This is a genomic window from Escherichia sp. MOD1-EC6162 (genome assembly GCF_002965125.1).
GTDB classification, from domain to species: domain Bacteria; phylum Pseudomonadota; class Gammaproteobacteria; order Enterobacterales; family Enterobacteriaceae; genus Escherichia; species Escherichia marmotae.
Genome location: NZ_PTSB01000006.1, coordinates 141,434 through 164,797, shown reverse-complemented (window position 1 = coordinate 164,797; position 23,364 = coordinate 141,434). Strand labels below are relative to the sequence as shown.

21 protein-coding genes are annotated in these 23,364 nt (G+C 52.3%); 11 read left to right on the top strand and 10 right to left on the bottom strand.

Annotated features, from left to right (window positions below; all coding sequences use genetic code 11):
* Positions 1-103: 103 nt before the first annotated feature.
* Positions 104-502 (bottom strand): Z-ring associated protein ZapG, encoded by a 399-nt coding sequence (gene zapG, locus A9587_RS07565; RefSeq protein ID WP_010345273.1) that lies wholly within the window; start codon positions 500-502, stop codon positions 104-106.
* A 193-nt stretch (positions 503-695) separates the two neighbouring features.
* Here zapG and zapE point away from each other — a divergent pair, with 193 nt between their 5' ends.
* The 11 genes from zapE (at position 696) to nanQ (ending at position 10,048) form a co-directional block, all read left to right on the top strand.
* Positions 696-1,820 carry a cell division protein ZapE gene (gene zapE / locus A9587_RS07560; RefSeq protein WP_001517181.1) on the top strand — a complete coding sequence of 375 codons (1,125 nt, stop codon included), beginning with the start codon at positions 696-698 and terminating at the stop codon, positions 1,818-1,820.
* 274 nt (positions 1,821-2,094) lie between these two features.
* Positions 2,095-2,523 (top strand): 50S ribosomal protein L13, encoded by a 429-nt coding sequence (rplM, locus tag A9587_RS07555; protein ID WP_001517180.1) that lies wholly within the window; start codon positions 2,095-2,097, stop codon positions 2,521-2,523.
* 15 nt (positions 2,524-2,538) lie between these two features.
* A complete protein-coding gene (gene rpsI / locus A9587_RS07550) occupies positions 2,539-2,931 on the top strand; it encodes a 30S ribosomal protein S9 (RefSeq protein WP_000829818.1) in 393 nt (130 codons plus the stop codon).
* 394 nt (positions 2,932-3,325) lie between these two features.
* On the top strand, positions 3,326-3,964 hold the full coding sequence (sspA, locus tag A9587_RS07535; RefSeq protein ID WP_000257293.1) for a stringent starvation protein SspA: 639 nt from the start codon (positions 3,326-3,328) through the stop codon (positions 3,962-3,964).
* A gap of 5 nt (positions 3,965-3,969) precedes the next feature.
* Positions 3,970-4,467 carry a ClpXP protease specificity-enhancing factor gene (sspB, locus tag A9587_RS07530; RefSeq protein WP_000366123.1) on the top strand — a complete coding sequence of 166 codons (498 nt, stop codon included), beginning with the start codon at positions 3,970-3,972 and terminating at the stop codon, positions 4,465-4,467.
* A gap of 116 nt (positions 4,468-4,583) precedes the next feature.
* Positions 4,584-5,366, top strand: coding sequence for a transcriptional regulator NanR (gene nanR, locus A9587_RS07525; RefSeq protein ID WP_000990909.1), 783 nt, complete (start codon positions 4,584-4,586; stop codon positions 5,364-5,366).
* Positions 5,367-5,489: 123 nt separating this feature from the next.
* Complete coding sequence (gene nanA, locus A9587_RS07520) at positions 5,490-6,383, top strand: N-acetylneuraminate lyase (RefSeq protein ID WP_000224706.1); 894 nt, start codon at positions 5,490-5,492, stop codon at positions 6,381-6,383.
* A gap of 108 nt (positions 6,384-6,491) precedes the next feature.
* Positions 6,492-7,982 (top strand): sialic acid transporter NanT, encoded by a 1,491-nt coding sequence (nanT, locus tag A9587_RS07515; protein ID WP_000108263.1) that lies wholly within the window; start codon positions 6,492-6,494, stop codon positions 7,980-7,982.
* Positions 7,983-8,028: 46 nt separating this feature from the next.
* Positions 8,029-8,718 (top strand): N-acetylmannosamine-6-phosphate 2-epimerase, encoded by a 690-nt coding sequence (locus tag A9587_RS07510; protein ID WP_000054233.1) that lies wholly within the window; start codon positions 8,029-8,031, stop codon positions 8,716-8,718.
* Positions 8,715-9,590, top strand: coding sequence for an N-acetylmannosamine kinase (nanK, locus tag A9587_RS07505; protein WP_105263591.1), 876 nt, complete (start codon positions 8,715-8,717; stop codon positions 9,588-9,590). The genes A9587_RS07510 and nanK overlap by 4 nt, the downstream gene beginning before the upstream one ends.
* Positions 9,587-10,048: an N-acetylneuraminate anomerase gene (nanQ, locus tag A9587_RS07500; protein ID WP_001517178.1), complete on the top strand. Its 462-nt coding sequence runs from the start codon at positions 9,587-9,589 to the stop codon at positions 10,046-10,048. Before nanK ends, nanQ begins: the two co-directional genes overlap by 4 nt.
* Positions 10,049-10,131: 83 nt before the next feature.
* Here the strand turns inward: nanQ and A9587_RS07495 are convergent, their stop codons facing one another.
* From A9587_RS07495 to gltB, 9 genes are all read right to left on the bottom strand, one after another.
* Positions 10,132-10,995, bottom strand: a complete 864-nt coding sequence (locus tag A9587_RS07495; RefSeq protein ID WP_105263595.1) for a StfH/YfcO family fimbrial adhesin — start codon at positions 10,993-10,995, stop codon at positions 10,132-10,134.
* A 1-nt stretch (position 10,996) separates the two neighbouring features.
* A complete protein-coding gene (locus A9587_RS07490; RefSeq protein ID WP_105263594.1) occupies positions 10,997-11,512 on the bottom strand; it encodes a fimbrial protein in 516 nt (171 codons plus the stop codon).
* A 17-nt stretch (positions 11,513-11,529) separates the two neighbouring features.
* Positions 11,530-12,003, bottom strand: coding sequence for a fimbrial protein (locus tag A9587_RS07485; RefSeq protein WP_105263590.1), 474 nt, complete (start codon positions 12,001-12,003; stop codon positions 11,530-11,532).
* Positions 12,000-12,506 carry a fimbrial protein gene (locus tag A9587_RS07480; protein ID WP_085449318.1) on the bottom strand — a complete coding sequence of 169 codons (507 nt, stop codon included), beginning with the start codon at positions 12,504-12,506 and terminating at the stop codon, positions 12,000-12,002. Before A9587_RS07480 ends, A9587_RS07485 begins: the two co-directional genes overlap by 4 nt.
* 12 nt (positions 12,507-12,518) lie before the next feature.
* Positions 12,519-13,262 (bottom strand): fimbria/pilus periplasmic chaperone, encoded by a 744-nt coding sequence (locus A9587_RS07475; protein ID WP_029329883.1) that lies wholly within the window; start codon positions 13,260-13,262, stop codon positions 12,519-12,521.
* Positions 13,263-13,311: 49 nt separating this feature from the next.
* Entirely contained in the window at positions 13,312-15,939 is a 2,628-nt protein-coding gene (locus A9587_RS07470) for an outer membrane usher protein (protein ID WP_105263589.1), read from the bottom strand.
* A gap of 101 nt (positions 15,940-16,040) precedes the next feature.
* Positions 16,041-16,604: a fimbrial protein gene (locus tag A9587_RS07465; protein ID WP_105263588.1), complete on the bottom strand. Its 564-nt coding sequence runs from the start codon at positions 16,602-16,604 to the stop codon at positions 16,041-16,043.
* 711 nt (positions 16,605-17,315) lie between these two features.
* Entirely contained in the window at positions 17,316-18,734 is a 1,419-nt protein-coding gene (gltD, locus tag A9587_RS07460; protein ID WP_000081688.1) for a glutamate synthase subunit GltD, read from the bottom strand.
* Between the two features lie 12 nt (positions 18,735-18,746).
* The gene (gltB, locus tag A9587_RS07455) at positions 18,747-23,207 is read right to left on the bottom strand and encodes a glutamate synthase large subunit (RefSeq protein ID WP_105263587.1); all 4,461 of its coding nucleotides are present in this window, start codon (positions 23,205-23,207) and stop codon (positions 18,747-18,749) included.
* Between the last annotated feature and the right edge of the window lie 157 nt (positions 23,208-23,364).

The window sequence follows — 23,364 nt, the reverse complement described above, 5'->3', positions numbered from 1 at the left end:
TGATGTTATTGAATTTTCAGATGGCTAACAATGAGACATCAAATTAAATGATAGTCGGAGGCGGGAGAAGAGGAGGGCGCAATGGCTGCGCCCGAAAAATAAATTAGTCGCGCTTCGCGCCAGTACGCAGCAGACCGGATGCGCCTTCAGAATAGTCACGCGGCATCTGCACTGGAGCCTGATCGTTGCTGGCTTCAGACTCGGCCAGACGATTGCGGAACGGGTTGGCCTCTGCGGACAGTTCCGGTAGCAGGCTGCTGGAGCTTTTCGCCATGTGTTGATATAGCTGGCGATAGTCGTGCGCCATGGTATCCAGCAATTCCGCACTGCGGGCAAAGTGGTTAACCAGCTCTTCGCGATACTCGTCCAGTTCAGCTTTATTTTTTTCCAGTTCGTACTGTAACGCCTGTTGCTGGCGTAACTTGCGATTACCAAAACGCATGGCCACAGCACCAATAATGATGCCGACGACTAACCCAATTAGCGCATATTCCCAGGTCATGAACATCTCCCGTTGTCTTTTGTTTCCGTAGGGTGTTGGCTTCAGGCTCCATGCCTGCGGCTGATTATGCCACTATAACCGTTAATTCCACAGAAGTGGAATCCCGACTGCATATCGCGTAGTGTAGAACGGCCTTTTTTTCGTCAACCGTGAACAACGGTACACCGATTATTCAAGGAATAACAATAACATCATGCAAAGCGTTACCCCGACATCGCAATACCTGAAGGCGCTCAATGAAGGCAGCCATCAACCCGACGACGTACAAAAAGAGGCTGTCAGTCGCCTGGAAATCATTTATCAGGAACTCATCAGTAGCACGCCGCCAGCCGCCAGGGTGAGCGGGATAATGGCGCGGGTCGGTAAGCTGTGGGGTAAACGTGAAGATACAAGCAACGCGCCGGTGCGTGGCTTATATATGTGGGGCGGTGTAGGGCGTGGAAAAACCTGGTTGATGGATCTGTTCTATCAAAGTTTGCCGGGAGAGCGAAAACAGCGCCTGCACTTTCACCGTTTTATGCTGCGTGTGCATGAAGAATTAACCACATTGCAGGGGCAGAGCGATCCGCTGGAAATTATTGCTGATCGTTTCAAAGCTGAAACCGATGTGCTCTGTTTTGACGAATTTTTTGTCTCGGATATTACCGATGCTATGCTGCTGGGCGGCCTGATGAAAGCGTTGTTTGCTCGCGGTATAACGCTGGTGGCGACGTCAAATATTCCGCCGGATGAACTTTATCGAAATGGTTTACAACGTGCGCGTTTTCTTCCGGCTATCGACGCCATTAAACAGCATTGTGATGTGATGAACGTCGATGCCGGGGTTGATTATCGGCTGCGCACGCTCACTCAGGCGCATCTGTGGCTGTCGCCGCTCAATGATGAAACGCGTGAACAGATGGATAAGCTGTGGCTGGCACTGGCAGGTGCAAAACGAGAACAATCCCCCACACTGGAAATCAATCATCGCCCGCTGGCGACAATGGGCGTAGAAAACCAGACACTGGCGGTGTCATTTACCACGCTGTGCGTCGATGCCCGTAGCCAGCATGACTATATTGCGCTCTCACGTCTGTTTCACACGGTGATGTTGTTTGATGTGCCTGTCATGACGCGGTTGATGGAGAGCGAAGCGCGGCGTTTTATTGCGCTGGTGGATGAGTTTTACGAGCGCCACGTCAAGCTGGTGGTGAGCGCGGAAGTCCCTTTGTACGAAATTTATCAGGGCGAGCGACTAAAGTTTGAGTTTCAGCGCTGTCTGTCACGTTTGCAGGAAATGCAAAGCGAAGAGTATTTGACGCGTGAGCATTTGGCGTAATTTATGCCATACGTCTTATCCTGACAGCGTACAAACAACCGCGTCATTGCTGATAAAACCTGCCACAAATCACAAAAAGGGGTCGATCTTTGACCCCGACTTCTCTATAATCCTGCGACCCCACGTTACAAGAAAGTTTTTTTCCCAAAACTTTTTGTGTGCTGGCATAGGCTATTCGAAGGGGTAGGTTTGCCGGACTTTGTCGTGTGAACCTCAACAATTGAAGACGTTTGGGTGTTCACCAACGTGTAACTATTTATTGGGTAAGCTTTTAATGAAAACTTTTACAGCTAAACCAGAAACCGTAAAACGCGACTGGTATGTTGTTGACGCGACCGGTAAAACTCTGGGCCGTCTGGCTTCCGAACTGGCTCTGCGCCTGCGCGGTAAGCATAAAGCGGAATACACTCCGCACGTAGATACTGGTGATTACATCATCGTTCTGAACGCTGACAAAGTTGCTGTAACCGGCAACAAGCGTACTGACAAAGTGTACTATCACCACACCGGTCACATCGGTGGTATCAAACAAGCGACCTTTGAAGAGATGATTGCTCGCCGTCCTGAGCGTGTGATTGAAATCGCGGTTAAAGGCATGTTGCCAAAAGGCCCGCTGGGTCGTGCTATGTTCCGTAAACTGAAAGTTTACGCGGGTAACGAGCACAACCACGCGGCACAGCAACCGCAAGTTCTTGACATCTAATCGGGATTATAGGCAATGGCTGAAAATCAATACTACGGCACTGGTCGCCGCAAAAGTTCCGCAGCTCGCGTTTTCATCAAACCGGGCAACGGCAAAATCGTTATCAACCAACGTTCTCTGGAACAGTACTTCGGTCGTGAAACTGCCCGCATGGTAGTTCGTCAGCCGCTGGAACTGGTCGACATGGTTGAGAAACTGGATCTGTACATCACCGTTAAAGGTGGTGGTATCTCTGGTCAGGCTGGTGCGATCCGTCACGGTATCACCCGCGCTCTGATGGAGTACGACGAGTCCCTGCGTTCTGAACTGCGTAAAGCTGGCTTCGTTACTCGTGACGCTCGTCAGGTTGAACGTAAGAAAGTCGGTCTGCGTAAAGCACGTCGTCGTCCGCAGTTCTCCAAACGTTAATTGCTTTCTGCTTCGGCAGAATACAATTTGCGAAAAAACCCGCTCCGGCGGGTTTTTTTATAGCTTAAGTCTGAATCTGTGTAAAAACAGAAAACGTGCTTTTTACTGCCACCCAACAGGTGGTAAAGGCAAAAACAACATCGCTGATAAGGGATTAAGTCAACCATTTCAGGCTAAGGAACATCTCTTTTTCCCCATTTCCGGCATCGACTTACCACAAAGGTCGCAAAATCTGGTAAACTATCATCCAATTTTCTGCCCAAATGTCGAGTATTGCTCATTTTTTGTTTGATTTTCGAACAGTGAAGGCAATTCCTCATTGGGTAACATAACTTCTGACCGGCCACCTGGTGGCTGGTAGCAGTAAAAATTCTGACTATACCTGGAGGTTTTCATGGCTGTCGCTGCCAACAAACGTTCGGTAATGACGCTGTTTTCCGGTCCTACTGACATCTATAGCCATCAGGTCCGCATTGTGCTGGCTGAGAAAGGTGTAAGTTTCGAGATCGAACACGTGGAAAAGGACAATCCGCCTCAGGATCTGATTGACCTCAACCCGAATCAGAGCGTTCCGACCCTGGTGGATCGTGAGCTGACCCTGTGGGAATCTCGCATCATTATGGAATACCTGGATGAGCGTTTCCCGCATCCGCCACTGATGCCTGTTTACCCGGTAGCTCGCGGTGAAAGCCGTCTGTACATGCACCGCATCGAAAAAGACTGGTACACGCTGATGAACACCATCATCAACGGTTCAGCCTCTGAAGCGGATGCCGCACGTAAGCAACTGCGCGAAGAACTGCTGGCCATCGCGCCGGTCTTCGGTCAGAAACCGTACTTCCTGAGCGATGAGTTCAGCCTGGTCGATTGCTACCTTGCTCCGCTGCTGTGGCGTCTGCCGCAACTGGGCATCGAGTTCAGCGGCCCGGGTGCGAAAGAGCTGAAAGGCTATATGACTCGTGTCTTTGAGCGTGACTCTTTCCTTGCTTCTTTAACTGAAGCAGAACGTGAAATGCGTCTGGGCCGGAGTTAATCTGTATGGATTTGTCACAGCTAACACCACGTCGTCCCTATCTGCTGCGTGCATTCTATGAGTGGTTGCTGGATAACCAGCTCACGCCGCACCTGGTGGTGGATGTGACGCTCCCTGGCGTGCAGGTTCCTATGGAATATGCGCGTGACGGGCAAATCGTACTCAATATTGCGCCGCGTGCAGTTGGTAATCTGGAACTGGCGAATGATGAAGTGCGCTTTAACGCGCGCTTTGGTGGCATTCCGCGCCAGGTTTCAGTACCGCTGGCTGCCGTGCTGGCTATCTACGCCCGCGAAAATGGCGCAGGAACGATGTTCGAGCCTGAAGCTGCCTACGACGAAGATGCCAGCATTATGAATGATGATGAAGCATCGGCAGATAATGAAACCGTTATGTCGGTCATTGACGGCGATAAGCCAGATCACGATGATGACCATCATCCTGACGATGAACCTCCGCAGCCCCCCCGCGGTGGTCGCCCGGCATTGCGGGTTGTGAAATAAATGATAAACAGGCCCATGTGGCCTGTTTTGCTATCTACCTTCTTTTCGCCTGATTTTAATACTGTGTTACGATAACTTCGCTATTATCCGTCAACATATTTTCCCAGAAGAGCCCTATGAACGCATTTGATCCGCAAGCAGAAGATTCTCCGGCTACTATCGGTCGTAACTTGCGTCGTCGTCCGCTGGCGCGTAAAAAACTCTCCGAAATGGTGGAAGAAGAGCTGGAGCAGATGATCCGCCGTCGCGAATTTGGCGAAGGTGAGCAACTGCCGTCTGAACGCGAACTTATGGCGTTCTTTAACGTTGGGCGTCCTTCGGTGCGTGAAGCGCTGGCGGCGTTAAAGCGCAAAGGTTTGGTACAAATTAATAACGGCGAACGCGCTCGCGTCTCGCGTCCTTCCGCGGATACCATCATTGGTGAGCTATCCGGTATGGCGAAAGATTTCCTTTCCCATCCTGGTGGGATAGCCCATTTCGAACAACTACGTCTATTCTTTGAGTCCAGCCTGGTGCGTTATGCGGCTGAACATGCCACCGATGAACAAATCGATTTGTTGGCAAAAGCACTGGAAATCAACAGTCAATCTCTGGATAACAACGCTGCGTTCATTCGTTCAGACGTTGATTTCCACCGCGTACTGGCGGAGATCCCTGGCAACCCGATCTTTATGGCGATCCACGTTGCTCTGCTTGACTGGCTGATCGCAGCTCGTCCGACAGTAGCTGACCAGGCGCTACACGAACATAACAACGTTAGTTATCAGCAACATATTGCGATCGTTGACGCGATCCGGCGTCACGATCCCGACGAAGCCGATCGCGCATTGCAATCGCATCTCAACAGCGTCTCTGCCACCTGGCACGCCTTCGGGCAGACCGCAAACAAAAAGAAATAATGCCACTTTAGTGAAGCAGATCGCATTATAAGCGTTCTGTATGATGTGTTGCTTATTTGATCTGGTATAACAGGTATAAAGGTATATCGTTTTTAACAGGCAAGCATCACTTCAGAGGTATTTATGGCAACGAATTTACGTGGCGTAATGGCCGCACTCCTGACTCCTTTTGACCAACAACAAGCACTGGATAAAGCGAGTCTGCGCCGCCTGGTTCAGTTCAATATTCAGCAGGGCATCGACGGCCTGTACGTAGGTGGTTCAACCGGTGAAGCCTTTGTGCAGAGCCTTTCCGAGCGTGAACAGGTACTGGAGATTGTCGCTGAAGAAGCAAAAGGCAAGATTAAACTCATCGCTCACGTAGGTTGCGTCAGCACTGCGGAAAGCCAGCAACTTGCGGCATCTGCTAAACGTTATGGCTTTGATGCTGTCTCTGCGGTCACGCCGTTCTACTATCCTTTCAGCTTTGAAGAACACTGCGATCACTACCGGGCAATCATTGATTCGGCGGATGGTTTGCCGATGGTGGTGTACAACATTCCGGCACTGAGCGGTGTAAAACTGAGTCTGGATCAGATCAACACCCTGGTTACGCTGCCAGGCGTAGGGGCGTTGAAACAGACCTCTGGCGATCTCTATCAGATGGAACAGATCCGTCGCGAGCATCCGGATCTGGTGCTCTATAACGGTTACGACGAAATCTTCGCCTCCGGCCTGCTGGCGGGCGCAGACGGTGGTATTGGCAGTACTTACAACATTATGGGATGGCGTTATCAAGGCATCGTGAAGGCGCTGAAAGAAGGGGATATCCAGACCGCGCAGAAACTGCAAACCGAATGTAATAAAGTCATTGATTTACTGATTAAAACGGGCGTATTCCGCGGTCTGAAAACCGTTCTGCACTATATGGATGTGGTGTCTGTGCCGCTGTGTCGCAAACCGTTTGGTCCGGTGGATGAAAAATATCTGCCAGAACTGAAGGCGCTGGCCCAGCAGTTGATGCAAGAGCGCGGGTGAGTTCTTTTCCCTCACCCGCCCCTACCGGGTGAGGGGAAATAACCGCATCTGTACCCTACAACTTTCATACCAAAGCGTGTGGGCATCGCCCACCGCGGGAGACTCACAATGAGCACAACGATCCAGAATATCCCGTGGTATCGCCATCTCAACCGCGCACAATGGCGGGCATTTTCCGCTGCCTGGTTGGGATACCTGCTTGATGGTTTTGATTTCGTTTTAATTGCCCTGGTACTTACCGAAGTACAGGGTGAGTTTGGGCTGACGACGGTACAGGCAGCAAGCCTGATCTCCGCAGCCTTCATCTCTCGCTGGTTCGGCGGCCTGATGCTTGGTGCTATGGGCGACCGCTACGGACGTCGACTGGCAATGGTCACCAGTATTGTTCTCTTTTCTGCCGGTACACTGGCTTGCGGCTTTGCGCCTGGCTACATCACTATGTTTATCGCGCGTCTGGTGATCGGTATGGGGATGGCGGGTGAATACGGCTCCAGCGCTACTTATGTGATTGAAAGCTGGCCAAAACACTTGCGCAACAAAGCCAGTGGTTTTCTGATTTCAGGCTTCTCTGTGGGGGCTGTAGTTGCCGCTCAGGTTTACAGTCTGGTGGTTCCGGTCTGGGGCTGGCGTGCGCTGTTCTTTATCGGCATTTTACCCATCATCTTCGCTCTCTGGCTGCGTAAAAACATCCCGGAAGCGGAAGACTGGAAAGAGAAGCACGCAGGTAAAGCGCCGGTACGCACGATGGTGGATATTCTTTATCGCGGTGAACATCGCATCGCCAATATTGTGATGACGCTGGCAGCGGCTACTGCGCTGTGGTTCTGCTTTGCCGGTAACCTGCAAAATGCCGCAATCGTCGCTGTTCTCGGGCTGTTATGTGCTGCGATCTTTATTAGCTTTATGGTTCAGAGTACGGGCAAGCGCTGGCCAACGGGCGTGACGCTGATGGTGGTTGTGTTGTTTGCTTTCCTTTACTCATGGCCGATTCAGGCGCTGCTGCCGACGTATCTGAAAACCGATTTGGCGTATGACCCACATACGGTCGCCAATGTCCTGTTCTTTAGTGGCTTTGGTGCGGCAGTTGGCTGCTGCGTTGGTGGCTTCCTCGGTGACTGGCTGGGAACGCGCAAAGCCTACGTTTGTAGCCTGCTGGCCTCGCAATTGCTGATTATTCCGGTATTTGCGATTGGCGGTGCAAACGTCTGGGTACTCGGTCTGTTACTGTTCTTCCAGCAAATGCTTGGTCAGGGGATCTCCGGGATCTTGCCGAAACTGATCGGCGGTTATTTTGATACCGACCAGCGAGCGGCGGGACTGGGCTTTACCTACAACGTTGGTGCATTGGGTGGTGCACTGGCACCGATCATTGGTGCGCTGATTGCTCAACGCCTGGACCTGGGGACGGCTCTGGGATCGCTCTCGTTCAGCCTGACGTTTGTGGTGATCCTGCTGATTGGTCTGGATATGCCCTCCCGGGTTCAGCGCTGGTTGCGCCCGGAAGCATTGCGTACTCATGACTCCATCGACGGCAAACCATTCAGCGGTGCGGTGCCGTTTGGCAACACCAAAGATGATTTAGTCAAAACCAAAAGTTAATCCTGTAGCCCGGTTCTGAACCGGGCCTTTCGCGAAGGGAAGAAGTATGTCGTTACTTGCACAACTGGATCAAAAAATCGCCGCTAATGGTGGCCTGATTGTCTCCTGCCAGCCGGTTCCTGACAGCCCGCTCGATAAACCCGAAATCGTCGCAGCTATGGCATTAGCGGCAGAGCAGGCCGGTGCGGTTGCTATTCGTATAGAAGGAGTGGCAAACCTGAAAGCCACTCGTGCGGTAGTGAGCGTGCCGATTATCGGGATTGTGAAACGCGATCTGGAGGATTCGCCGGTACGTATTACCGCCTACATTGAAGATGTTGATGCGCTGGCACAGGCGGGCGCGGACATTATCGCGATTGATGGCACCGATCGCCCGCGTCCGGTGCCTGTTGAAACACTGTTGGCACGTATTCACCATCACGGATTGCTGGCGATGACCGACTGCTCAACGCCGGAAGACGGCCTGGCTTGCCAAAAACTGGGTGCTGAGATTATTGGCACGACGCTTTCTGGCTATACCACGCCTGAAACCCCGGAAGAGCCTGATCTGGCGCTGGTGAAAACGTTGAGCGATGCCGGATGTCGGGTGATTGCCGAAGGGCGATACAACACGCCAGCGCAGGCGGCAGATGCCATGCGTCATGGCGCATGGGCGGTGACAGTCGGTTCAGCCATTACGCGTCTTGAGCACATTTGCCAGTGGTACAACACAGCGATGAAAAAGGCGGTGCTATGACCATACTGGCGATTGATATCGGCGGTACTAAACTTGCTGCCGCGCTGATTGGTGCTGACAGGCAGATCCGCGATCGCCGTGAACTCCCCACGCCTGCCAGCCAGACACCGGAAGCATTGCGTGAAGCCTTAGCCACATTAGTCGTACCGTTGCAAGCTCATGCGCAGCAGGTGGCCATCGCTTCAACCGGGATAATCCGCAACGGCAGCCTGCTGGCGCTAAATCCACATAATCTCGGCGGATTGCTGCACTTTCCGCTAGTCAAAACGCTGGAACAGCTTACCGACTTGCCGACGATTGCCATTAACGACGCACAGGCCGCAGCGTGGGCAGAGTATCAGGCGCTGGAGAGGGATATTACCGACATGGTGTTTATCACTGTTTCCACTGGTGTTGGCGGTGGGGTAGTCAGCGACGGCAAACTGCTTACTGGCTCAGGCGGCCTGGCGGGGCATATTGGACATACGCTGGCTGATCCTCATGGTCCAGTCTGCGGTTGTGGACGTGTCGGCTGTGTGGAAGCGATTGCTTCCGGTCGTGGCATTGCGGCTGCGGCGCAGGGTGAGCTGGCGGGGGCTAATGCGAAAACCATTTTTACGCGCGCCGGTCAGGGCGACGAACATGCTCAGCAACTGATTCACCGCTCCGCACATGCGCTGGCAAGACTGATTGCCGATGTTAAAGCTACGACCGATTGCCAGTGCGTGGTGGTCGGTGGCAGCGTCGGGTTGGCTGAAGGGTATCTGGCGCTGGTGGAAACGTATCTGGCGCAGGAGCCAGCGGCATTTCATGTTGAGTTACTGGCGGCGCACTACCGCCACGATGCAGGTTTACTTGGGGCTGCGTTGTTGGCCCAGGGAGAAAAATTATGATGATGGGTGAAGTACAGTCATTACCATCTGCCGGTTTGCATCCGGTATTGATGGATGCGTTAACGCTGGCGTTAACCGCCTGCCCACAAGAGAAATCGCCAGGTCGTTATGAACTGCGCGGCGATGATATCTTTATGAATGTGATGACATTTTCTACTCAGCCCGCAGAGAGTAAAAAAGCGGAACTACATACGCAATATGTTGATATTCAGCTTTTACTGAGTGGCGAAGAACGGATTAACTTCGGTGTCGCGGATTCCGCCCGTGCGTGCGAAGAGCTGCATGTGGAAGAGGATTATCAGCTTTGTAACGCCATTGAGAATGAACAAACCATTATCATGAAACCGGGGATGTTCGCCGTGTTTATGCCGGGAGAACCGCATAAGCCCGGGTGTATTGTTGAGTCCGTTGCTGAGATTAAGAAGGTGGTGGTGAAGGTGAATCGCCACATTCTTTAGCGCTATACTTTTAGCCCGGCTGAACCGGGCTTATTACTTTCTCAGGTTTGGGCGGAGCGCGATCACACCCCGACATTCCCGGCCTACAACTCTTCCATCAGATACTGGAAATAGCACTCGGTCGTAAATTGCCCCGTACCCGCCGTATTGACTTCAACCGCAATGTTACTCAGCGTTTGGTCGTACGGCGAACTGTCAGCGACGACCGCCGTGACGTTACTGTTGCCACCCTCGACGTTTGTACATCCCTGGCTTGTGAGTTGGGTCATTTGGCTGACATAGCGACAGTAGCTGCCACGCGTATCATTCAGACTACCGTCACACAATTTGCCGCTTTCCATCAGATAGGTCGGCAGGTTGGCATGAACGACACCCCCCGTTGAGGCGATGTTGAGTAACATGTCATTCTGGACGCGATCTTTACTCCAGGAAATATCAAATGACGCCACGGGAACGGTGGGGCAGATGGAACCATGGGAGACAGGGCCGTTATAGATACCGTGTACGCCTGTTGATGTCGCCCAGATATTGGCTAGCCATGGGCAGCCGTAAGAGTCTGTACCAGTCTCCACTTCAAGTTCATACCAGGCACAGTTCCACCCATCCGGCATCGGGCCACAAAGATCTTGATCGACGTTGCTATTATCAAAATCAGTTATGGTAATCGTAGGATTCGGTGGAAGAGGCCCAGGGCCATTGGCGAGGCTCCAGGTGTCCAGGTGATAGGGCAAACCTTGAAACAGGGCTTTGTTTATCGTACCTGTAAACAGGCCATTTGGCGTCAGGATATTTACATGGAGCTCCAGGCGGATAATGCTGCTGTCATCCATGGCGTAATATAGCTTTTGGGTGTTGAATTTGACTTTGAGGTTAGGTTTAGCAAAACAGCTATTCGCGAATCCAATCGCTAATAACAAAAAGAGTAAAAACGAAGATAATTTTTTCATATCAGAAATACTCAAAAGTGGCGGTCATACTGGCGGAGAACTCGCCTGGTACAATCGTGACGCCCGGTTCAACCTGAAGCCAGGCATTGAAATTGAGCGTGGTATTCGGGGCGGTAAGCGGGAATGTCACCCCTGCAGTGCTATTAATCGGTACGGTGGTTCCGTTACTTGTTTCAATTCCAATACCGACCCCGCTGGCGCGTGAGCCCGAGGCGAGCGCGAGGAAACCCGTCGCCAACAGCGGGTCTTCAGTGCCGGAAAATGTCACCTTGACGTTTTGTAGCGAGCTTTCACAGTTCGCCAGTTTCAGCGTCACCGGCACGCGCGCCGACTGCCCGCTGGCCTGTAAATCTGCTGCATCTGCGGGCGGAAAGATGATTTCTTCCATCGTGGTTCCGACAATGACCGGCGAACAGGAACCCGCCAGCAGGTTACCCGTGAAGTGGACGTTGTTCGCCGCATGAGCCGACGCCGCTAACATCCCGCACAGCGACAGCATCGATACTATTCGTTTCATCATTTCGCTCCCTGCTGTTATTGGTAATCCACGCGTAGCGTCGCCCAGGCCTCGAAGTTCTGTTCGCTGAGGTTCGCGCTGACGCTTTTTACGGGGACAGCTTCCAGAACGGGCAAATTTGCCTCATCGACAGTAATGGTGCTGCCGGGCTTAAAGGGCTGATTGTTTTCCCAGATTTTGATCCCTAATCCGTCGGTATTGGTTTTGATGGCGGCGTCGTCAAAGTCCACGACATCTCCTGTTAGCGTCAGGGTCATTGCCATCGAATTATCGCGGACGCTTGAGTCGCAGGTAATTTTGTACTCCAGCGGCTGCCTGTAATTGTTGCCATCGATTCGTGTGATGATCACATCACGGAAATTGACGTCTATTCTGGCGTTGTTGCTGATGGTGCAAACAGGCGGTGTCACCAGGTGGCCAATAAAGGTCAGATTATCGGCATGACACAGGCTGCATGCGGCTAAAAGTATCGCGCATCCGATTGTTTTCATTGATAATCCACCACCAGTGTCGCCCCTGCGGTAAAGTCGCCTGAACTGAGCGTTGTCGCTGAATTTTTTACTGGCGTTGCTTCCAGCGCCGGGCCGCTGCCTGAAAAATTAAAATGGAACCAGGATGTGCTCCCTGGCTCGAGGAGGGTATGTTCATTCACCGTACGGACCCGTATTCCCAGCCCATCCACATTCGTTTTCAGTACGGACTCGCCGTTGATGGTGACAACCGTACCCTGCAACTGCATTTTCAGTGCATTCGCAATTCGCTTATCGCAATTCAGGCTGTAACCCACCGTTTGGGTATAGTTTGTGCCGTCGATTTTGGTCGTGAGCACATCGTTAAAGTTCACCGTTCCGCCGGTGACGGTGCAAGGTGGCGGCGCGTCGACGGCGATACGTAACGTCATTTTTACGCTTTTATTCCCTGCATATACCGATGCACTCAGTAACATCAGAGCGCTCAATGACAGTGAAAGTGGGGCACTGCTTCGCCTTCTCATTAAGCCTCCGAATTATCCTTTACTGCTTCTGGCGTCATCGACATGGCACTCTGCGCCGCTGCACTGGAAATAGAGAGGCAGTCGTCCACCGTAGTCGTTGACATACGTCAGTACCGGCGCGCTTCCCAGATCGGACGCACGGCCTTTCATCTCCTGGCTGGTTGCAGGAGGCATCACCAGCGGTTCAAAGCCTGTGATGGGCTGACCGCCTTTCTGTGTGCTGGCGGAGCTGATAATGACGTAATAACTGGTTGGGTTTTTGACCAGGTAATGATCTCCCTGGCGACTCAGAGTGACCTGATGTTGCCAGGGATGCTCAGGATCGACCTTTTTGGCCAGCGCGGCGGGGCGATAGAACAGTTTGATCCGCGTTTGCAGCGCAATTTGCAGCGAATTGGGTTTATCGCTTTTCGGCGGAATTTCTCGCACATTAAAGTAAAACAGCGTCTCTTTATCCTGCGCTAAGGTGCTAATGTCAGGCATCCCCTGCACTTTGACCTGACCTTCCGTTTTCGCCTCTATACGCTGCACGGGCGGCAGAACAGCCAGTGGCGAGGTGATTTTCTCGCCTTTTTCGTTTTCAACCCACGTCTGCGCTAAATAGGGCAGGGTTTGGCTGTCATTTTTGAGCGTCACGCTGATCGATTTCTCGCCGCCTTTATAAACCAGACGCGTGCGGTCTGGCGCAATGGCGGCCTGCGCGCAGGAGGTAAAAAAGAGAATTGCGCTCAGACAAGAAATATTCGTCTTCCACATCCCTGGTGCGTAAATGTTGTTATTTACCATGTTCCCTGTTCCTGAATAATTAATAGGCGTTGTCTGATAATGCTTCTGGTTTAGCCGATGGCGTAATGCGCTGTGTCTGCTCCTGGATAATCGGTTTTATCTCCATAGCAGGGCGCGGTTTATCCGGGTTGGCTAACTGACACGGCAATAACAAACCACTAAATAGGTTTTTCGGTAACGGGTCGGGCAATGAGACGTCACACTGTTTTTCGCCTGACCAGTAAACCTGTAAGTTTTCACCCGCTTTTACGCCAGCGAGATAGACATGCCCGTCGTCATCAACCAACCCGATTTGCTGCTGGTGGCTGTTTTTAACTTCCGCGCCAAAGGGGGGATAGTCGCCATTTTCCATGCGCAGAACGGCCATCGCTTTTTCACCGCTGATGACGCCAAATTCGCGATAGCCAATCGCACCTTCGGTAAGTGTGGCCTGCACAGTGGACTGCGTTGCCTCGGCATTTTCAGGCAATTGATTGATATCAATGCGAATTTGGTTGCGGTAATAGTCATTGACGTCCGTCAGAACGGCCTTACCGAACCTATTGGAATAGACCGGAGAGTTGTAACCGCCGATGGGGACATCAGCGACGCCGCCGGTATCGACCAGAATACGGCTGCCGCCAGAGAGATTCGTGCGGTGCAATGCCCCACCTTTTGCGGTTAACGTTGCGCCGCCACGCATCGTCAGACCCGCAGAGGTGTAATCGCCTTCCTGATAGTTTGCGCTGACGTCCACGTCCGCATAACTCCCTTCATGGCTGTAGAACCCTTCAGCCCGGGTGTTATTGCCGGACTGGCCCAGACTTAATTGATAGTTGCTGCGATCGTTCAGGCGCTGGTAATAACTGACCTGGCTGGAATTGTCGTCGTCGCTAAACATGCCGTTGTAGCTGATGGACTTATCGTTGCCCCAGGGGATCATCAGTGAAACATAGACACCATCGTCGGATTCATTGTCATATTCACTGCGATAAGCGGTCAGAGAGAGGCTCATATTCTTCATTGAACCGATGTCAAAATAGTGAGAGACCATGAGGTTGTAGTTGTTCTGGTCTCCTCTGTCCCAATATGTCCGGCGGTTCCAGGTCAGGTAAACGTTGAGCGCGGGGTCGCTAAAATTCTGGCTATAGCTGACGGTGTACATCTCTTTATCGTGGCCTGCACGGACGTTGTCATCATGCAGCGCATCGAGATATTCGCTCATCGTCATGTAGTTTTCTTCGGAAAACCGATAACCGGCAAAGGTAAAGCGGCTGTTTAACTGATCAAAATCTTTGGCGTAGCTGATGCGATAGGAGTTCCCCTGGAGAGTACCGTGTCCATATTCGCCCGCTTCCGGGAGTTGAGTTCGTGAATGGGTGACGTCAAGGGCGAGCGCTCCCAGTACCGCCATATCGCGGCCGATACCAATGGCGACGGCCTGATAATGTTCTTCACCCACAGCACCGCCGTACAGCGACCAGCTATTGGCAAAGCCCCATGATGCTTCACCAGCGGCAAACGCGTTACCTTCAGCGTGATGGTTCCAGTCCTGTGGACGCCCCACCGTGCCTTTGTAACGCACCATGCCCTGGCGGGTTAAAAAGGGAATGGAGGCGGTACTGACGTCATATTCCTGCACCTGGCCGCTTTGCTCTTCAATGCGGACATGTAAATCGCCGGATACCGCTTCGTTGATATCCTGAATATGGAACGGGCCAGCAGGAACCTGTGACTCATAAATAACGCGACCTTGCTGCGTTACGGTGACTTTCGCATTGGTACGCGCGACGCCAGAGATGTCCGGTGCATAGCCACGCAGGTTTGGCGGAAGCATTTGATCATCGGTTTGTACGCTGGCACCGAGGTAGTTAAAGGTGTCGAAGATATTCGAGGCAAGAGCGTCTTCACCGAGCGTCAGTTTTGCTCCAAGGCCGGGTAATGCACGCCATGCGTAATAGCGGCTCCATTCCCAGTCACGCAGATCTTGCCCTTCACTGTCGCTGGTATTCAGATAACTGGCCTGCCAGTCAGCACGTAAGCGCCATGCGCCCAGGTTACCGCCAACAGTACCATTCGCCGTGATGTCATGTTCATCGACGCCATCATTCTGCTGATGGCGAACCTGAGCATTCATGTTGTAATCGAATATCAACCCGGGAATACCTTCATCCCAGCGCGAGGGCGGATCCCATTCTGCGTCGGTATATTCCAGCCAGGCCTGGGGGATCGTCACCTCAAGCTGGGACTGACTTAAATTTGCCTGTATTACCATGCCTTCAATCTGGCCCGGTTGCAGGCATTGGCCGTCTTTAATCCATTGTAATGTTTCGACTAATTCTGGTTTTAGTCCCAGCTTTGATATGACATCGGGAGAAAGACAAGGGTAGCTGTTACTCGGGTCATCCTCTTTAGGATACCAATGAATGTCATTCTCCTCTGCCAGAGGATATTTATTTACGACAACCTGCAAGTTGTAATTTCCCGGAAGGACATAACCTTTATGGGAAAATTTCCCTAAATCAATTTTTGTCCCACCTTTTACGTCAAGAAATTGGGTATTAAATTCAACAGCCTCTTCTGCATTGCTTTTCCCGGAGAGACCGGTCAGCGTCATCATGATTGCCAGACTTAATATTCGTAAGCGGAAAGGGGCATGGTGTTGCATCAGATAAACCGTCCTGATAATAACAATAATGAGTGTTTTTAATTTTTATTAATGCCCTGACATTCCTTGTTCAGGGCATTGCACTTATTACAGCGGGTAAATTACAGGTAGCTAATCTGGAAATTAACCTGGCTATTGAATTCGCCAATATCAATTGTGCCAGTTGCGTCGCCTTTCACCCATGCGCTGAAATCGACTTCCTGGTTAGGCAGGCCTTTGGCTGGAGTGTTTCCATCCATCTGCAGTTTGGTTTCTGACGCAGTACCCAGTTTGAGTGCTGCACCTTTGCTGGTTCCGATAACAATGCTGGCCCCTTTCATTTCACCGCTGGCCCCCATCAGAGCCAGGTTGCCCGGGTTGGCAGTTGATTCGTTACCTGCTGCGCTGAACACCGTGGACATTTTGGTTTCAGTGGTGAATACGCAGTGTTCCATACGGATTTTGAACGGCACAGCCGTGGAGGATTTGCCACCAGTCAGAGAACCTGTACCGATATGGCCGAGGTTAACGGTCTGATGTTCGTCACCCACCACAATGGAGCACGGAGAGTCTTCAATCGTACCGATAAAATTGACTGTGCCGGTATTGCTGCCCACCGCATTTGCATAAGATGAAAATCCCATAACCATCGCCGTTGCCAGTGCAGCTTTTACTAACTTTTTCATTATTTGTCCTTAAATTTAAATGTGAATAAGCACTGTTTTCCGTTAACAGTTAACGTGAGAGCCGTGCTTGCGCTTTAAATTTTTATAGGGGCTATTAATAAATATATTATTTATTCTTGTATTTGGGTCTAAATAAAATATTGTTTGCTGACTTTTTTGTTGAATAACCCACGCATAAATAATTTACCCGAGGTAAATATTAATGCGGAAAGTCTACGGCGTTATTTAATATTATGGTAAATCTTTTTTTGTGGTTGATTATCAGATTAGTACCTGATTAATGATTTAATATATGTTATTCATGTTGTGAATTTAATTTGTCGTAAGGGTATTCTTAATTGTTGGGAGATAGATGCTTTTTTCGCTTAAAAACCGAACGGCTATTTTGCATTTTAATGTAATCTATACTATTTATTTCTACTTTGAATATGTTGGCATTAATATTTTATTAAAAATTAATGAGAATAACATTCACGCTGTGAATTGTTTTATCAATAATAATGTTTTTTAATTAGGTTTAATTAATGATTTTTTACAACTGTATTTATTACGACTCCATTTATTAAGTGAGATATTCAAATTTATTGTCAGGGGGGGGAATACTTTCAGACACAGAGTGTAATTTTCAGGAGAGAGATGTTTCGGGGGAGGGCTTCAGCCCTATCACCGGCCAGATAAAACGGATGATGATAGAGCCGTGAGAGGTTTTTGTTATACTTCCAGCCAGTTCATGATCCCGTCAGCAGCTTTGCGGCCTTCGGCAATTGCCGTTACCACTAGGTCTGAACCTCGCACAATGTCACCACCGGCGAAGATTTTCGGGTTGCTGGTCTGGAAGGCGTTGTCGCTTCGCTCTGGAGCGATAATGCGGCCCTGGGGATCCAGTTCGACGCTGTGTTGTGCCAGCCATTCCATGCTGTGTGGACGGAAACCAAACGCCATGATCACCGCATCTGCCGGAATGATATGTTCAGAGCCTGCGACAATCTCCGCGCGGCGACGGCCTTTAGCATCGGGTTCGCCCATTTCGGTACGCACCATTTTCACGCCGCTGACTTTGCCGTTGCCATTCACTTCAATACCCAGCGGCTGGACGTTGAATTTGAACTCCACACCTTCTTCCCGCGCGTTTTTCACTTCGCGACGGGAACCCGGCATGTTCTCTTCATCACGACGATAGGCACAGGTGACGTGCTTCGCTCCCTGGCGCACGGAAGTGCGCACGCAGTCCATCGCGGTGTCGCCGCCGCCAAGTACCACTACGCGTTTGCCTTCCATGCTGACGAACGGTTCTTCGTTGGTTTCGCCAAAACCCATTAACTGTTTGGTGTTGGCGATGAGGAACGGTAGCGCCGCGTACACGCCGTCGGCGTCTTCGTTTTCCAGTCCACCGCGCATTGACTGATAGGTCCCGACACCGAGGAACACTGCATCGTAATCGTTCAGTAGATCGTCCAGTTGTACGTCACGACCCACTTCGGTATTGAGTTGGAACTCAATGCCCATGCCGGTGAAGATTTCACGGCGGCGCGTCATCACCTCTTTTTCCAGCTTGAAGGCCGGAATGCCAAAGGTCAGCAGACCGCCGATTTCCGGATGACGGTCGAAGACGACAGCTTTCACACCGTTGCGCGTTAACACATCCGCACACGCCAGCCCCGCCGGACCTGCGCCGATAATCGCCACTTTTTTACCGGTCTGTTTTACGCCAGACATATCCGGACGCCAGCCCATTTCGAACGCTTTATCATTGATATAGCGTTCAATGTTACCGATGGTCACCGCGCCAAATTCATCATTCAGGGTGCAGGAGCCTTCGCACAGGCGATCCTGTGGGCAGACGCGTCCACACACTTCCGGCAGGGTATTAGTTTGATGCGACAGTTCTGCCGCTTCAAAAATCCGCCCCTCGTTGGCGAGCTTCAGCCAGTTCGGGATGTAGTTGTGTACCGGGCATTTCCATTCGCAGTATGGGTTGCCACACGACAGGCAGCGGTCAGCCTGCGCTTTGGCCTGGCCTTCGGAAAACGGCTCGTAAATTTCGACGAACTCAATTTTGCGGATCTTCAGCGGTTTCTTTGGCGGATCAACGCGCTGCAGGTCGATAAATTGATAAACATTCTGACTCATTGTTGCTACCCCTTACTGCGCCTGCACGCGCAACTCTGCTGCACTACGACTACGGTGACCCAGCAGTGCTTTTACATCACTGGACTTCGGTTTAACCAGCGCGAATTTGCTGGCGAAGGTTGACCAGTTAGCCAGGATCTCTTCACCACGCTGGGAACCGGTGTGTTGCACATGCTCGGTGATAAGACCACGCAGATGCTCTTCATGGATCGCCAGGGAGTCAACGCTTAACACTTCCACCAGTTCCGGGTTAACGCGTTTGCGGAAATCATCACTTTCGTCGAGAACGTAAGCGAAGCCCCCGGTCATGCCTGCGCCAAAGTTAACGCCGGTTTTACCCAGAATACAGACGATACCGCCGGTCATATATTCACAACCGTTGTCGCCAATGCCTTCTACCACAGTGATAGCACCAGAGTTACGCACACCGAAACGTTCTCCTGCACGGCCTGCGGCATACAGACGACCACCGGTCGCGCCATACAGGCAGGTGTTGCCGATAATGCTCGCCTCATGGCTGCGGAAGGCCGAACCCACGGGTGGACGAATGGCGATTAAGCCGCCTGCCATGCCTTTACCAACATAGTCGTTAGCATCGCCAGTCAGATACAGCTCCACGCCGCCTGCGTTCCACACGCCGAAGCTCTGACCCGCGGTGCCGTTGAAGTACGCTTTGATAGGATCGGCTGCCAGCCCCTGATCGCCGTGTGTTTGCGCGATGTAGCCAGAGAGTGATGCGCCCACGGAACGGTCGGTGTTGCGAATATCGAACCAGAAGGTTTTGCTCTGGCGCTCATCGACAAACGGTTTCGCCTGTTGCAGCAACTGCGCGTTGAGTATGCCGTTATCAAACGGTGGGTTTTTCTCAGTGCAATAGAGCGCTTTACCCGGATGTGGCTCGGCGGTCTCCAGCAGGCGAGACAGCTCCAGTTTCTGTTGTTTTGCTGTGAAACCATCCAGCTCTTTGAGCAGGTCGGTACGACCAATCAGATCGACCAGACGTGTTACACCCAGTTGCGCCATCAGCTCGCGGGTTTCACGGGCGATAAACTCAAAGTAGTTAGTCACTTTGAACGGTAAGCCGTGATAGTGATTCTTACGCAGTTTTTCGTCCTGAGTTGCTACGCCGGTGGCGCAGTTGTTCAGGTGGCAAATACGCAGGTATTTACAACCCAGCGCCACCATCGGACCGGTGCCAAAGCCAAAGCTTTCCGCGCCGAGAATTGCCGCTTTGATGATATCAACGCCTGTTTTCAGGCCGCCATCAACCTGCAAACGAATTTTATGGCGCAGGCCGTTAGCCACCAGTGCCTGCTGAGTTTCCACCAGACCCAGCTCCCACGGGCAGCCTGCGTATTTCACCGAGGAGAGCGGGCTTGCGCCGGTGCCGCCGTCATAGCCCGCGATGGTGATTAAATCGGCATACGCTTTCGCAACGCCAGTTGCGATAGTTCCGACGCCTGGTTCAGAAACCAGTTTGACGGAGATCATCGCTTTCGGGTTAACCTGTTTCAGGTCGAAAATAAGCTGCGCTAAATCCTCGATAGAGTAGATATCGTGGTGCGGCGGCGGGGAGATCAGCGTTACGCCCGGCACGGAGTAGCGCAGTTTGGCGATATACGGCGTGACTTTATCGCCAGGTAACTGACCACCTTCGCCCGGTTTCGCGCCCTGAGCGACTTTAATCTGAATCACGTCGGCGTTAACCAGATACGCCGGGGTTACGCCGAAGCGGCCAGAAGCGACTTGTTTGATACGTGAGACTTTATTGGTGCCGTAACGCGCCGGATCTTCACCGCCTTCCCCGGAGTTAGAGTTACCGCCGATGCTGTTCATCGCTTCCGCCAGCGCTTCGTGGGCTTCCGGGCTTAATGCGCCGATAGACATCGCTGCGGTATCGAAGCGTTTAAACAGTTCACTGACTGGTTCAACATCAGCAATGTTGACCGCATCATCACCCGGAGTAATCGCCAGCAGATCGCGCAGTGTCGTTGCCGGACGCTCGTTAACCAGCTTCGCGTATTCCTGATAGTCGCTGTACTCGCCACTCTGAACTGCCTGTTGCAGTGTGCGCACGACGTCCGGGTTGTAGGCGTGGTATTCGCCGCCATGCACGTATTTTAACAAGCCGCCCTGGCTGATGGGTTTACGCGCCAGCCAGGCACGTTTTGAAAGATTCAGCAGATCCTGCTGGAAATCTTCAAAGCTCGCGCCGCCAATGCGGCTGACTGCGCCCTGGAAGCACAGGCTCACCACGTCATCGTGCAGACCGACTGCTTCGAACAGTTTCGAGCAGCGGTAAGAGGCGATGGTGGAGATGCCCATTTTGGACATGATTTTGTACAAGCCTTTGTTGATGCCGTTACGGTAGTTCAGCATCACGGTACGATAGTCTTTGGCAATCGCATGGGTGTCGATTAAGCGTCCCAGCGTTTCATAGGCAAGGTACGGATAAATGGCGGTTGCACCGAAGCCCAGCAGCACAGCGAAGTGGTGCGGATCGCGGGCGCTGGCGGTTTCGACGATGATGTTGGCATCGCAACGCAGGCTTTGATCGACCAGACGGGTCTGGATCGCGCCAACCGCCATCGGAGCCGGAACCGGCAGGCGATCTTTACCGATATTTCGGTCTGAAAGTACCAGTAGCACGGTGCCGCTACGTACCATTTTTTCGGCTTTATCGCACAGCTCTTTAACCGTCGCTTCAAGCGTGGTTTTGCTAACGTCAAAGGTGATATCCAGCGTATCTGCGCGATAGTGCTCCTCTTTCATGGTCGTGAGCTGTTTGAAATCGGAGTAGAGCAGAATTGGCGATTTAAAGCTTAAGCGGTGCGCCTGGCCTTCTGCTTCGCAGAAGACGTTCATTTCACGACCGATGCTGGTGGCGAGCGACATGACATGCGCTTCACGCAGGGGGTCGATTGGCGGGTTAGTCACCTGGGCAAATTGCTGACGGAAGTAGTCGTAAATAATACGCGGCTGGCTGGAGAGCACGGCGAATGGGGTGTCGTCGCCCATCGAACCGACGGCTTCCTGGCCGTTTTCGCCCAGTACGCGGATCACGGAATCCAACTCTTCCGCGCTGTAGTTAAACTGTTTCTGGTAGCTGGCAAGCGTGTCGTCGTCCAGTTCGCGACTCCCCACTTCTTCATCAGGCAAGTCTTCAAACGGCACCAGACGGCGGACGTTTTTCGCCATCCACTCTTTGTACGGATGGCGGCTTTTCAGGTCATCATCGGTTTCCGCCGAGTGCAGAATACGCCCACTGCGAGTGTCGATCACCATCAGCTCACCTGGCCCGACGCGGCCTTTTTCCACCACTTCATCAGGCTGATAATCCCAGATGCCGACTTCAGAGGCGCAGGTGATCAACTTATCTTTGGTGATGACGTAGCGTGCCGGACGCAGACCGTTACGGTCGAGGTTACAGGCGGCGAAACGACCGTCGGACATCACGATGCCCGCCGGGCCATCCCACGGCTCCATATGCATGGAGTTAAAGTCGAAGAACGCGCGCAGTTCCGGGTCCATATCCGGGTTGTTCTGCCAGGCAGGTGGCACTAACAGACGCATGGCGCGGATGATATCCATCCCGCCCGCCAGCAGCAGTTCCAGCATGTTATCCATCGAGCTGGAGTCGGAGCCGGTTTCGTTCACAAACGGTGCTGCGTCGTGTAAATCGGGGATTAGCGGCGTCTGGAATTTATAAGTACGGGCACGCGCCCACTGACGGTTACCGGTGATGGTGTTGATTTCACCGTTATGTGCGAGGTAACGGAATGGCTGCGCCAGTGGCCAGCGCGGCACGGTGTTGGTGGAGAAGCGTTGATGGAACAGGCAGATAGCTGATTCCAGACGCAGATCCGCAAGATCCAGGTAAAAGCGCGGCAAATCCGCCGGCATACACAGACCTTTATAGATGTTGACCAGATTCGACAGGCTACAGATGTAGAAGTCTTTATCGGATTCGAGACGTTTCTCAATGCGGCGACGGGCGATAAACAGACGGCGTTCCATATCGCGCGGACGCCAGCCAGCCGGAGCGTTAACGAAAATTTGCTCAATGCGTGGCAGAGAGGAGAGGGCAATTTCACCCAGTACGCCTTCGTTGGTGGGGACATCACGCCAGCCCACAATCGACAATGTTTCGCGTTGCAGCTCTTCTTCAACGATGCGGCGTGCGGCAGCGGCGAGTTCGGGATCTTTATTCAGAAAGATCATCCCGACGGCGTAGTTTTTCGCTAAACGCCAGCCGCGTTCTTGCGCAACGATGCGAAAAAAGCGATCCGGTTTTTGTAACAGCAAGCCGCAACCGTCGCCGGTTTTACCATCAGCGAGAATCGCGCCACGGTGCTGCATGCGGGCCAGTGCGTGTATTGCCGTACGCACTACCTTGTGGCTAGGTTCGCCTTCTATGTGGGCGATCAGGCCGAAACCACAGTTGTCCCTCTCAAGGGATTTATCGTACAACATATCGTGAACCTCCCCCAGGCTCTGCGGGAACCCCACTTCCGAACCGTAACGCACGGGCACAGAAAGAGCGTGGCGACGGGGTTTGCGTTTCATACGCTTACCTCGCATTCGCCCCCTTTTTTTGTCCTTTTCGCATCGGTTAATACGGTGAAGAGGG